This is a genomic window from Frankia tisae (assembly GCF_025403405.1).
GTDB classification, from domain to species: Bacteria; Actinomycetota; Actinomycetes; order Frankiales; family Frankiaceae; genus Frankia; species Frankia tisai.
Genome location: NZ_JANEZT010000192.1, coordinates 1 through 12,829, shown reverse-complemented (window position 1 = coordinate 12,829; position 12,829 = coordinate 1). Strand labels below are relative to the sequence as shown.

The window sequence follows — 12,829 nt, the reverse complement described above, 5'->3', positions numbered from 1 at the left end:
CGTCTCCACGACGGACCATCCCTTCCCCTCCAGCGCCTGGGTCGACGGCGGCGGGCAGCCCCCCAGACGGCGACCGATCATCCGGATGAATGCCGAACGAGGAGAGTTCATGACCACCCTGGCAGCCCCCGGCGACACGGCTGTGCTCCCGTCGCTGGGCTACCCGCTCTACGACGCCGACCAGCACTACTACGAGACGGCCGACGCGCTCACCCGCCACCTGGCGCCCGAGTACAAGCGGCTGATCAAGATTCTGCAGACGCCCGACGGCCGGACCCGGATGGTGATCAACAACAAGCTCTACACCACCAACCCGGACCCGACGTTCCCCACCGTCGCCGCCCCCGGCGTGTTCGAGCAGTACTTCCGCAGCCAGAACACCGAGGGCCGGGAGCTGGCGGCCTTCGTCGGCAAGCTGCAGGAGAGCCAGCCCGAGTACACCAACCGCGACGCGCGCATCGCCAAGCTCGACGAGCAGGGCGTCGCCGCGACGATCATGCTGCCGACGGTCGGGGTGGCCGTCGAGGGGCTGCTCACCGACAAGCCCGACGCGCTGCACGCCATCGTCGAGGCGTTCAACCGGTGGATCGAGGACGAGTGGGGCTACTCGTACCAGGACCGGATCATCTCGACGCCGGTGCTGTCGCTGGCCGACCCCGACCTGGCCGTCAAGGAGCTGGAGCGGGTGCGTGACCTGGGCGCGCGCATCGTCGTGCTGGTGCCGGGCCCGGTTCGCGCCGGCGCGATCACCCGCTCCCCGGGCAACCCGGTCTTCGACCGGTTCTGGGCGACGGCGGCCGAGGCCGGCATCGTCGTGTCTTACCACACCGGTGAGGCCGGCTACGAGTGGGTCGCCGAGAAGTGGGGCGAGGGCGCCTTCGAGGGCCTGCGTACCACGCCGCTGCCCGAGATCATGCAGCTCCACGTCGAGCGGCCCATCCAGGACACCATCGCGGCGCTGGTCGGCCACGGCGTGTTCGAGCGGCACCCGGCGCTGAAGGTCGCCACCATCGAGGCCGGTTCCACCTGGGTGCTCGACCTCGTCCGCCGGATCCGCAACGCCTACGGCAAGATCCCGCAGAAGTTCGCCGTCGACCCGGTGGAGAGCTTCCGCGAGCACGTCTGGGTCGCGCCGTTCTACGAGGACGACCTGCTCGCGCTCAAGGACGCCATCGGCATCGGGCACATCATCTTCGGCTCGGACTGGCCGCACCCGGAGGGCCTGCCGACCCCGAGTGCCTTCGCCCGTGACGCCGCGGTGCTCTCCGACGAGGACCGCAAGCTGATCCTCTCGGACAACCTCAAGTCCCTGCTGCAGCTCTAGCGTCGACGGGCCCCGGCCGCGGGCTGCCGTCTCCCGGTGGGAGCGGCATGCCCGCGGCCGCGCCGCGTTCGACCCGCGGGCAGGGCCAGGGGGCCGGGTTGGCAGGCCGGGGCGGCGGTTTACTTTTGACGAAATCGTCAACTACGATGTGCGGGCTGGATCGCACCCCCCGGGCCGCGGTGCGAAGCATCCCGCCGACATCGGTGCGAGCGCCGTCCCGCGGCGGCTGCGCACTCGGAGGAACTCTCATGATCGTCGCCCGCGACGAGGTCGGCTGATGGCCGACCCCCACGACAAGCTGCGCCGGGAGGTCCGCGCGTTCGTCGCCGCGGCCGGCATCGTGCCGCGTAACGACAGCTGGCTGCGCGGCTACGACCCCGACTTCACCCGCGAGCTCGGCCGCCACGGCTGGATCGGCATGACCTGGCCGACCGAGTACGGCGGCGGCGGCCGGTCGAACACCGAGCGGTTCGTCGTCACCGAGGAGCTGCTGCGTGCCGGCGCGCCGGTCACCGCGCACTGGACGGCCGACCGCCAGATCGGCCCGACGATCCTGCGGGTCGGCACCGAGGGCCAGCGCGCCGAGATCCTGCCGAAGATCTGCCGCGGCGAGGTCGTGGTCGGCCTGGGCCTGTCCGAGACCGAGGCCGGCTCCGACCTCGCGGCCGTGCGCACGCGGGCGACGCCCATCGACGGCGGCTGGTCGATCACCGGGGCGAAGGTGTGGACGACGTCGGCGCACCACGCCACCCACCTGTACATCCTCGCCCGCACCGGCGAGGGCGCGTCCAAGCACGAGGGCCTGACCGAGTTCCTCGTCGACGCCGACACCCCCGGCATCACCGTGCGGCCCATCCTCGACCTCGTCGGCGAGCACCACTTCAACGAGGTGATCCTCGACGACGTGCACGTGCCCGACGACCGCGTCCTCGGCACGGTCGGCGCCGGCTGGAAGCAGGTCACCGAGCAGCTCGCCTTCGAGCGCGGCGGGGTGGAGCGCTACCTGAGCACCTACCCCGTGCTCGCCGCGATGATCCGCACGGTCCAGCGCCATCCCGACCGGGCCGCCACCGAGCGCCTCGGCGAGCTGGCCGCGCGCCTCACCGCGCTGCGCCAGCTCGGCCTGCAGCTCGCCGGCGCCATCGACAAGGGCGAGGCGCCGGTGCGCCTGGCCGCGGGGCTCAAGCTCGCTGGCACCCGGTTCGAGAAGGACGTCGTGGAGACCGCCCGGTACGTCTTCGACGTCTGCGAGGGCGACACCGAGGCCCACCGGCTGCTCGTCGACGGCCTGGCCGTCGTGCCCGGCGCGTCGATCCGCGGCGGCTCCTCCGAGGTCCTGTACACCGTCATCAGCCGGGCGGAGCTGCCGAAATGATCTTTGATGCCGATCTGCGTCCCGTCGTCGACGACGTGCTCGGGGCGAACACCGACACCGCCCCCGGCGAGCTCTGGGCGCTGCTGACCGAACTCGGCTGGCCGGTGGTCGGCGTCGCCGAGGACGACGGCGGCGCCGGCGGGGATCTCGCCGCAGTCGCCGAACTCGCCGCCGGCGTCGGCCGCCACGCCGCCGCCGTCCCGCTGATCGAGACCGGCCTGGCCGCCTGGGCGCTCGCCGGCGCCGGGCTGCCGATCGCCGCGACCGCCGAGCGCGCCGCCCTGGCGCTGGCGCCCGCCGGCACCGTCGAGGCCCGCCGCGACGGCACGGCCGGCGCCGCGGGCGGGGACTGGGTGTTCGACGGAACGGTGCCGCGGGTGCGCTGGCTGCCCGAGGTGCCCACGGTCGTCCTCGTCGTCGAGCAGGCCGACGCCACCGTCGTCGCCATCCTCGACGCCCCGCCGAGCGCCGCGCCGTCCGCCGATCCGACCGCGCCGGGCGCCGCCGCCGGTGCCGCCGGCGGGGTCGAGCGTGACCTGGCCGGCGAGCCGTCCGGGCCGCTGCGCCTCGACGGCCTGCGGCTGCCCGCCGACCGCGTCGCCGTGGCGCCCGCGGGCCTCGCCGGGGACGTGCTCGACCGCACCGCGGTGCTGCGCGCCGCGGCGATCTCCGGCGCCGTCGAACGGGCGTGCACCCTGACCAAGGACCACGTCACCACCCGCCAGCAGTTCGGCCGGCCGCTGTCGGCGCTGCCCGCGGTGCGCCAGCTCGTCGCCGGTCTCGCCGTCGAGCGCGACCTGCTCGACGCGGCGCTCACCGTCGCGGTCACCCGCCCGGGGTCCGGCACGGCGGCGGCGGTGCGCGCGGTGGCCGCCCGGACGGCCGGGACGGTGGCCACCGACACCCATCAGTTGCATGGCGCGATCGGCATCACCCAGGAGTATCCGCTGCACCTGGTGACCCGCCGGCTGTGGTCGTGGCGCGACGACGAGGGCACGCAGCGGCGCTGGGAGCGGCTGCTCGGCGACGAGGTGATCCGCACCGGTTCGGACGAACCGCTGTGGTCGCTGGTCACCGGCGCGTCCGCCTGACGGCGCGACCGCTCGAAGACGCGCTCGGAGACTCGAAAGCTCGAAGGAGAGTGGGAATGGCACAGCAGGTACCCCTGGCCGCGGATCTTTTCACCTGGCCGGCGGAGGAACCCGCCCTGATCGGCGGCCGGTCGTCGGACGGGAAGATCGTCTTTCCGTACCGCAGCCACAAGCTGGTCGGGGGCGTCAACGAGGAGCTGGAGCGGGTGGAGCTGCCGCGCCGCGGCACGCTGTGGACGTTCACCGGCCAGCGGTTCCGCCCGCCGTCCCCGCCGTACGCCGGCGATGACACGCCGAAGACGTTCGAGCCGTTCGCGGTCGGCTACGTCGAGCTGCCCGGCGCGCTGCGGGTCGAGGCCCGGCTCACCGAGGCCGACCCCGACAAGCTGCACATCGGCCAGGAGATGGAACTGCGCATCGTCCCGTTCGGCACCGACGCCGACGGCAACCAGACCTTGATCTACGCGTTCGCCCCGGTCGGGGCCGAGGAGGGACACGGCGATGGCTCCGAGTGACGTTGCGATCATCGGCACGGGCCTGCACCCGTTCGGGCGCTACCCCGGCAAGTCGGCGCTGGAGATGGGCGAGGACGCCGTCATCGAGGCCCTCGCCGACGCCGGGGTCGAGTGGTCGGCCATCCAGGCGCTGTACGCCGGCAGCATGGAGGTCAAGAACCCCGAGGCGATCGTCGGCCTGCTCGGCCTGACCGGCGTGCCGGGCCGTGCCGTGTTCACCGGCTGCGCGACCGGCGCGACGTCGCTGGCGATGGCGGCGAACGCGATCCGCCTCGGCGACGCCGACATCGCGATCGCCATCGGCCTGGACAAGCACCCCCGCGGCGCGTTCTCCGACCACCCGTCGGTCTCCGGGCTGCCCGGCTGGTACGGCGAGGCCGGCCTGTTCCTCACCACGCACTTCTTCGGCATGAAGATCAACCGCTACATGCACGACTTCGGCATCACCCCGGTGACGCTGGCCCGGACGGCGGCGAAGGCGTTCCGCAACGGCGCGGCGAACCCGCGGGCGTGGCGGCGCACCCCGATGACCGAGGAGCAGATCCTCGAGTCGCAGTACCTGAACTACCCGCTGACCCAGTACATGTACTGCTCGCCGGACGAGGGCGCCGCCGCGGTCGTGCTCGCCCGCGCGGACCTGGCGTCGAAGTACACCGACAAGCCGATCTACCTGCGCGCCAGCACCCTGTTCTCCCGCCGCGAGGGCGCCTTCGAGCTGCTCAGCCCGTCGCTGCCGCTGGAGACGGCCCCGAGCCCCACCGTCTTCGCCTCCCAGGCCGCCTACGAGCAGGCCGGCATCGGCCCCGAGGACGTCGACGTCGCCCAGCTGCAGGACACCGACGCCGGCTCCGAGGTCATCCACCTGGCCGAGAACGGCTTCTGCAAGGACGGCGAGCAGGAGACGCTACTCGCCGAAGGCGCCACCGAGATCGGCGGGAAGCTGCCGGTCAACACCGACGGCGGCCTGCTCGCCAACGGCGAGCCGGTCGGCGCCTCCGGGCTGCGCCAGATCCACGAGCTGGTCACCCAGCTGCGCGGCCGCGCCGGGGACCGCCAGGTCGCCGGCAACCCGCGGGTCGGCTACGCCCACCTCTACGGCGCCCCCGGCACCGCCGCCGTCACCATCCTGTCCACCTGAGCCGACCCGGCCACCCCACGGCCCGCCGCACCGCATGGTCGGTCGCGGTGTAGCCGTGGGGCGGCAGTGTGGTCGAAGGTGTCCAGACGGGCGGATGGCGGATGGCTGCGAGGGTGATGGCGTGAGTGTCGAGAGCGGGAAACTGGCGGAGCTCGTTGAGCCGGGCAGCCGGGTGGCGCTGGCCGACGGGATCGGCGCGCCACGGTCGGTGTCCGGCGAACTCGCCGCCGCGGCCGCCGCGGCGGGCGGGGTGCGGCTGCTGCTCGGCTGGCTGCCCGTCGCCGACAGCGAACTGGACCTCGCCGCCTTCGCTGACGTCCGGGCGGTGATGTCCGGCTGGGGCCTGCGCCGGCCGGTGGACGACGGCCGGGTCCGCGCGCTGCCGGTGCGGCTGTCGGCGGTGCCGGCGCTGCTGCACGGCCCGCTGCGCCCGGACCTGCTGGTCGCCACGGTCGTGCCGGCCCCCGGCGGCGGGTACGCCTTCGGCACCGAGGTGGCATGGATGCACGCCGCGATCGCCGCCGGCGCCCGCATCGCCGGCGTCGTCGCCCACGCCACCCCACACTGCGATGCCGGCCCCGCGCTGCCCGCCGACCGCCTCGTCCTGGTGGGGGAGACCGACACCCCGCCGGTCGCGCTGGAGTTCAGCGCCCCCGGCGACGAGCACCGGGCGATCGCCGAGCGGGTCGCCGCGCTCATCCCGCCCGGCGCCCGGATGCAGGTCGGCCCAGGCGCGCTCGGCGTCGCCGTGCTGGAGGCGCTGCGCTCGCCGGTGCACCTGGACTCGGGCCTGCTGCCCGAGGGCGTCGTCGACCTCGACCGCCGCGGCCTGCTCGCCGGCACCCCGGTGACGACCTACCTGGCCGGCGGCCCCGCCCTGCTGGCCTGGGCGGCGGGCCGCCCGCTGCTGCAGCCCATCGAGCACACCCACGACCTGGGCCGGCTGTCGAGTGGCCTGCCGTTCGTCGCGGTGAACACCGCGATCGAGCTCGACGAGCAGGCCCAGGTCAACGTGGAAGGCTTCCCCGGCGCGACCGTCGGCGGCGTCGGCGGCCACGCCGACTACGCCGCCGCCGGCGCCCGCTCGCCCGGCGGCCTGTCCATCATCGCGATGCCGGCGACCCACCGCGGCCGCCCGACCCTCGTCGAGCGCCTGTCCGCGCCGGTCAGCACCCCCGGCCACGACGTCGACGTCGTCGTCACCGAACACGGCACCGCCGACCTGCGCGGCCTGGACCGCCGCGAACGCGCCGCCGCCCTCCACCACCTCTGGGACCGCTCTCCGGCGGCCTGATCCGCCCCCCGATCACCAGCCCAGCCCAGCACCGGCTCCGCGGAACAACGTGATCGCCGATATCGCGTCTCGACCAGACAGACTCGGGCGGGCCCGACTGCGGTGCGTTCTGCACGGTCCAAGCCTCGGGAACGTGCAATACGCGCCGCAATGGCTTCCCCGCACCGCAACTACTGATCTTTAATGCGCGGCGCCGGTCGATGGATCATGATGACGGCTCCACGGTCGATCCCGTGACAGCGAAATACCCCTCGGGCAGGTCAGGACGGTGCCGGACCGGCCCGCGGGCGGCTGCCGGCCGGCACACCACCCCGCTCCCAACCCATCCCCGACCGGTGATCATGATGTTCCGGTGATCATGGTGTTCTGCGGAACACGCGCCATGGTCCTCGCGCCTGCGCGGCTGTTTGCCCGAGGCCCGGGTCGAGGCCCGGGTCGAGGCCCGGATGTCTGGTTACGTGTGGTGACGGTGAGGGGAGTGGGAGCGGGGGTGTGCGGGGAGCCGGTGTCCGGTGGCGCTTGGGTATGGACGAACCGGGCGCCGAACCCACCAGGGACCACGTCGGCGTTCATCCATGCGTCCACCCCGCACAGCCGCCAATCGCCGTCACGCTCCGCGATCGCCGCCGCGACCACGACCGCTTGACGCGGTCACGCAGATTCCGCGGAACTGGAACCGGGCGGAATCCGCTCCAGTCCGACCCGGTGAGTTAAAGATCAGTAGCCACTGCCGGTGGAGGTGCCCGCCACATCACCCCCACCGCCATCCACACCCCCGACGGGGGCCGACTCAGCCTCATCGACCCGATCCACGCCCTCCTCGACCCTTGACCCGGGACAGACCTCGGCGCAGGCGGTTCCACGGAACCGGGCAGGGTTATCATGGACGCATCATGGAGCTCTGACACCACCCACGCCCGCGGCCGAGGCAGCGTCCCGGCGGGCGGGAGATGCGATCCTCTCGGTGGTTGTTCGCGTGGCTCAGCCCGCTCTTTCTGCATTCGACCTCGTCCGCTCGCTGGGTGGGCGCCGGGTTCTCGACGGGGTGTCGCTCACGGCGGCGCCGGGGCGCCGCATCGGGCTCATAGGCGAGAACGGAGCGGGCAAGAGCACGCTGTTGCGCCTGCTCGCCGGTGTCGACGAACCTGACGGCGGCGCCGTCACCCGCCCGGCCGACCTCGGTTTCCTGCACCAGGAGATGCCGTTCGACCCGGCCGCGACGATCGCCGACGTCCTCGACGAGGCGCTGCGCGAGGCCCGTGAGGACCTCGCCGACCTCGACCGGCTCACCGCCGCGCTCGCCGCGACCCCGCCGGACGGCCCGGACCAGGCGGGCCTGCTGGCCGCGTACGGCGCACGGCTCGACCGCGCGCAGGACCACGACGCCTGGGACGCCGACCGCCGTGCCGAGATCACCCTGGCCGGCCTCGGCCTCGGCGGGATCGGAACCGGCCGCACACTCGCGACGCTGTCCGGCGGACAGCGGGCCCGCCTCGCCCTCGCCGCGCTGCTGGTGCGTCGGCCCACCGCGCTGCTGCTCGACGAGCCGACGAACCATCTCGACGACGACGCCGCGGCCTTCCTGGAGGAGCAGCTGCGTGCCCTGCCCGGCGCCGTCGTCGCGGCCAGCCACGACCGGGCGTTCCTCGACGCGGTCTGCACCGACCTGATCGACCTCGACCCGGCGGTCGACGGCCCGACCCGCTACGGCGGCGGCTACACCGCCTACCTGGCGGCGAAGCAGGCCGAGCGGGACCGCTGGGAGCGGCGTTTCGCCGACGAGCAGTCCGAACTCGCCGCGCTGCGCCAGTCCGTCGCGACCACCTCGCGCACCATCGCGGCGAACCGCGGGCCGCGCGACAACAACAGGATGAGCTTCGGCCTGCTCACCAACCGGGTGGAGCAGCAGATCTCCCGCCGGGTGCGCAACGCCGGCCGCCGCCTCGACGAACTCGAACGCGCCCAGGTCCGCCGCCCCCCGCCGCCGCTGCGTTTCGCCGCGCCGGCGCTGGCGAGCCCCTCGCCGGAGGGGACGCTGCTGGCGCTGCGCGACGTCATGGTGCCCGGCCGCCTCACGCTGGACAGATTCGACCTGACCGCCACCGACCGGGTGCTCGTCACCGGTCCGAACGGCGCGGGCAAGTCGACGCTGCTCGCCGTGCTGGCCGGGCACCTCGCCGCCGGCGGTGAGGTGCGCCGCCGTGGCAGTCTGCGGATCGGCCTGCTGGCCCAGGACAGCGTGTTCGACCGCCCGGAACGTACCGCGGCCGACACCTACGCCCGCGCGGTGGGCCCGCGCCGGGCCGAGGCCGTGCCGTTGGTCGACCTGGGCCTGCTCGCCCCGCGGGAACTGGGCCGTCCGGTGGGGGAGCTGTCCGCCGGCCAGCGCCGCCGCCTGGCCCTGGCGCTGCTCATCGCGGATCCGCCCGAGCTGCTGCTGCTCGACGAGCCCACCAACCACCTCTCGCCCCGACTGGCCGACGAGCTGCAGAACGCGTTGGGCCCCGGCCCCGGCCCCGGTGCCATCGTCGTCGCCTCCCACGACCGCTGGCTGCGTTCCCGCTGGCCCGGCCGCGAACTGCGCCTGCCCGCGCCGGCCTGACGCGCCGGCCTGACGCGCCGGTCTGACGCGCCGGTCTGACGCGCCGGTCTGACGCGCCGGTCTGACGCGTCGTCATGGGAAGCTGCGCGGACTTGCATGGGAATGCCATTCCCACCTAACGTGTTCGGCATTGTAGGCAGAGGTGGGAAGGCCGGTCCCACCAACCCGGTCCCACCAACGCTCCGGGGGCCACGCCGCCACAAGGGAGATCGACACCATGAAGCTGCACGGGTTGGACCTGGAACTCACTGGCTGGTTCCAGGTGGCGTGGTCCGGTGACATCGGCCCAGACCAGGTCGTGCCCCTGCGCTACTTCGGGCGCGACCTGGTCGCCTACCGCGGCAAGGACGGCGCCGTGCATGTCCACGACCGCTACTGCCGGCACCTCGGCGCGAGCCTCGCCCACGGCGGCTGCGTGGTGGACGACGGCATCCAGTGTCCCTTCCACGGCTGGGTGTGGGCCCCGGACGGTCACAACGTCTCGATCCCCTACCAGGACCGGCCGAACAAGGCCCGCCAGCTCGGGACGTGGCCGGTGGTGGAACGCAACGAGTCGATCTACGTCTGGTTCGATCCGGCCGGCCGCGAGCCGTTCTGGGACGTCCCGAACGCCCTGACCGACGCGCCACATGCCGCCGCGCGGGAGTTTCACCCGGCGTGGCCCGACGGCCGCGAGCACTATGCCGACCTGCGCATCCACCCCCAGATGGTGGTCGAGAACGCCGTCGACCCGCACCACTTCCGGTTCGTGCACCGCACGCCGGAAAGCCCGGTCATCCTCGAGGAGCGAGTCGAGGGGCCGATCTGGTGGGCGCGGGCCGGTTTCGGCGGTGGCTGGCTGCGTCACGCCCACGATGGCGACGGAAAGCTGCGCACCGACTCTTTCAACACCATCGAGATCGTCTGGTCGGGGATGGGCATCAGCGTCAACGTCGAACACACCGGTGAGGGCGTTCGGGTCATCACGATCAACATCACGCCGGTCGAGGACGGCAAGACCGAAATCTTCGCCACCTACTGGATCGACCGCGCCGACGGCGACCTGGCCGACGGCACCTACCAGCGTCGACTCGACCAGACCAAGACCGCACTGCCCGACGACGTCGTGATCTGGGACAACCAGATCTACCTCGACCCCCCGGCGCTCGCCACCTCCGAAGGCAGCGGATTCCGCCGGATGCGCACCTGGGCCAGCCAGTTCTATCCTGGTGGCGGCGCGGTGAACGGCCCGAACACGGTCGGCGGCACCCGCGTCCCGGCAACCGACCGCCTCAATGCCGACGCCTCCTCCTCCTCCTCATCATCCTGACAATCGCCACTCTGCATCGCTGACGGCCTCTTCGTCGCCGAACTGCCGCAGGAACAGTTCGGCGACGATGGTCGGCCAATCTCGGCTAGCTTTTGCGCGCCACCGGCTGGTAGTTGTGGCGCAGGACGGTGCCGGGACCGCCGAGCAGGTCGACGTCGCCCGCCGCCGGGTCGACCTCGCGCATCGGGCAGCATCTTGACCCGTTCGAGGTAGTTGGCGAGAAGGTACGGATCCTCGGGGGGTGATCCGTTATGGACCGTAGGCGCCGATCACGCCCTGACTCGCGAGGTCCTTTCGCGTTCCTGGGTCGGTCATGGCGCTCCTCTGGAGGCGGGTGACTATGTGTTGCCGTGAATATTGCCTGGGAACAGCGTTCCCAATTTCTGTCACGTTAAGGGAGCGACGTTTCCCCGGTGTGGGTCCGCGAGGTATCGCCAAGATCCTGGTGCTGGTGGGCGCAGTCGGCCCGCAGTCGGCCGGCAGCCTGGGCCCGGCGGGTTTCCCACCAGATGAGCGAGTTCTATCCACCAAGGGTTACGGTTAGTTGGCGCTGGGTAACTTTTGCGCTCTCCTTCCTACCCCACCGTCAAGCCTCTGGCTACGAATTGCCACCGGTAATGGGCGGTTACGGTGCGCGGGAGGTCCTGCGGTGCGATGTGCACGGTTTCGGGGTTCAGACCGTACAAAACGCACCGCAACCAGCCCCGCCCGGGCGGCGAGGAGGTGACTCCGACGGTCACGGTCGTCTGCCCGCGCGGCGGCCGATCGCGGTGCGGCGGCCGGTCGCGGTGCGGCGGGAAGCGTGTTGCGGTGAGGTGCGCACGATCCGCAGGGTTCGGACCGTACGAGGCGTACCGCGACCTGCCCCCGCCCTGGTTCGGACTCGCTCCGTCTAGGCTGCGGGCATATGGAGCTTGTGCTCCAGTTAAAGTCCCGTCCGCGTGGGCGGGGTCGACAGCGGCAGCCGAGGAGACAGGCAGATGCGCGCAGTGGTCCGGCCGGCAGCGGTGGGTGCCTGACATGCTCGAGCTGGGGGTGCTCTCGCTCAGCGACGCCCAGATCCGGCTGGGGACCGGCGTGCGGGTGAGTCACGGCGAGCGCCTCGACGAGATCGTCGGCCATGCGACGCTCGCCGAGCGGGTCGGGCTCGACCTGTTCGCCCTGGGGGAGCATCACACCCTCGACTTCGCGGTCTCCTCGCCGGCGGTCGCGCTCGCCGCCATCGCCGCCCGGACCAGCCGGATCAGGCTCACCAGCGCGGTGACGGTGCTGCCGATCCTCGACCCGGTGCGGCTCTACCAGGACTTCGCCACCCTCGACCTGCTCAGCCACGGCCGCGCCGAGATCATCGCCGGGCGCAGCGCGTACGCCGAGCCGTTCGAGATGTTCGGCGAGCACCTCGCCGACGCCGACGCATTGTTCGACGAGAAGCTCCGCCTGCTGCTGACCCTGCGCGCCCAGGAGCGGGTGACGTGGCGCGGCCGGTTCCGCCCGCCGCTGACCGACGCGCCGATCACACCGCGGGCCGAGCCCGGCTCGCTGCCGGTGTGGGTCGGGGTCGGCGGGTCGCCCACCAGCGCCGAGCGGGCCGGCCGGCTCGGCCTGCCGATGGTGCTCGGCTACATCGGCGGCCCGCTCAGCCACGCCCGGCGCGCCGTGGACGTCTACCGCGCGGCGGGGGAGCAGGCGGGCCATCCCGAGCGGCTGAAGGTCGGCATCTCCACGCACTTCTACGCGGCGCAGTCCGAACAGGACGCCCGCGACGTCCATCCGTACTACTACGAGTACCTGCGCCCCAAGACTCCCGGCGGGCGTGGCTTCGTGGTCTCCCCGGAGGCGTTCGCCGACGGGATGCGCCGCGGCAACGCGATCATGATCGGCACGCCCGCCCAGCTCATCGAGAAGATCCTCGACGCCCACCAGACCCTCGGCCTGGACCGCTTCTACGGCCAGATCGACTGGGGCGGCCTGCCCCGCGAACAGGTCGGCGAGTCGATCCACCGCTTCGCCGAGGCCGTCGCCCCGGTCGTGCGCGCCCACACCGACACCCAGCCCAGCCCCGCCCGCGGCTGATCGTCAGCGGCGGGGGCCCCAGGGGGTGTCGGCGCGCATGCGGGCCTTGTCGACCTTGCCGGCGGCGTTGCGGGGGAGTGGCTCGGTCAGGATCGCCACGTACTGGGG

The 12,829-nt window shown here is 72.7% G+C and carries 9 protein-coding genes; all 9 read left to right on the top strand.

The window, feature by feature from the left end:
• The first annotated feature begins 109 nt into the window (after positions 1–109).
• Positions 110–1,324, top strand: coding sequence for an amidohydrolase family protein (locus tag NBZ85_RS18415; protein WP_261558007.1), 1,215 nt, complete (start codon positions 110–112; stop codon positions 1,322–1,324).
• A gap of 277 nt (positions 1,325–1,601) precedes the next feature.
• A complete protein-coding gene (locus NBZ85_RS18410; RefSeq protein WP_261558006.1) occupies positions 1,602–2,699 on the top strand; it encodes an acyl-CoA dehydrogenase family protein in 1,098 nt (365 codons plus the stop codon).
• Positions 2,696–3,790 carry an acyl-CoA dehydrogenase family protein gene (locus tag NBZ85_RS18405; protein WP_261562298.1) on the top strand — a complete coding sequence of 365 codons (1,095 nt, stop codon included), beginning with the start codon at positions 2,696–2,698 and terminating at the stop codon, positions 3,788–3,790. Before NBZ85_RS18410 ends, NBZ85_RS18405 begins: the two co-directional genes overlap by 4 nt.
• Before the next feature lie 56 nt (positions 3,791–3,846).
• Positions 3,847–4,305 (top strand): Zn-ribbon domain-containing OB-fold protein, encoded by a 459-nt coding sequence (locus NBZ85_RS18400; RefSeq protein ID WP_261562297.1) that lies wholly within the window; start codon positions 3,847–3,849, stop codon positions 4,303–4,305.
• Entirely contained in the window at positions 4,292–5,443 is a 1,152-nt protein-coding gene (locus tag NBZ85_RS18395; protein WP_261562296.1) for a thiolase family protein, read from the top strand. Before NBZ85_RS18400 ends, NBZ85_RS18395 begins: the two co-directional genes overlap by 14 nt.
• A gap of 121 nt (positions 5,444–5,564) precedes the next feature.
• Positions 5,565–6,737 (top strand): acetyl-CoA hydrolase/transferase C-terminal domain-containing protein, encoded by a 1,173-nt coding sequence (locus tag NBZ85_RS18390; RefSeq protein WP_261562295.1) that lies wholly within the window; start codon positions 5,565–5,567, stop codon positions 6,735–6,737.
• A gap of 976 nt (positions 6,738–7,713) precedes the next feature.
• On the top strand, positions 7,714–9,339 hold the full coding sequence (locus NBZ85_RS18385; protein ID WP_261562294.1) for an ABC-F family ATP-binding cassette domain-containing protein: 1,626 nt from the start codon (positions 7,714–7,716) through the stop codon (positions 9,337–9,339).
• Positions 9,340–9,556: 217 nt separating this feature from the next.
• Positions 9,557–10,648 (top strand): Rieske 2Fe-2S domain-containing protein, encoded by a 1,092-nt coding sequence (locus NBZ85_RS18380; RefSeq protein WP_261562293.1) that lies wholly within the window; start codon positions 9,557–9,559, stop codon positions 10,646–10,648.
• Positions 10,649–11,668: 1,020 nt separating this feature from the next.
• Positions 11,669–12,721: an LLM class flavin-dependent oxidoreductase gene (locus NBZ85_RS18375; RefSeq protein WP_261562292.1), complete on the top strand. Its 1,053-nt coding sequence runs from the start codon at positions 11,669–11,671 to the stop codon at positions 12,719–12,721.
• Positions 12,722–12,829 lie beyond the last annotated feature (108 nt).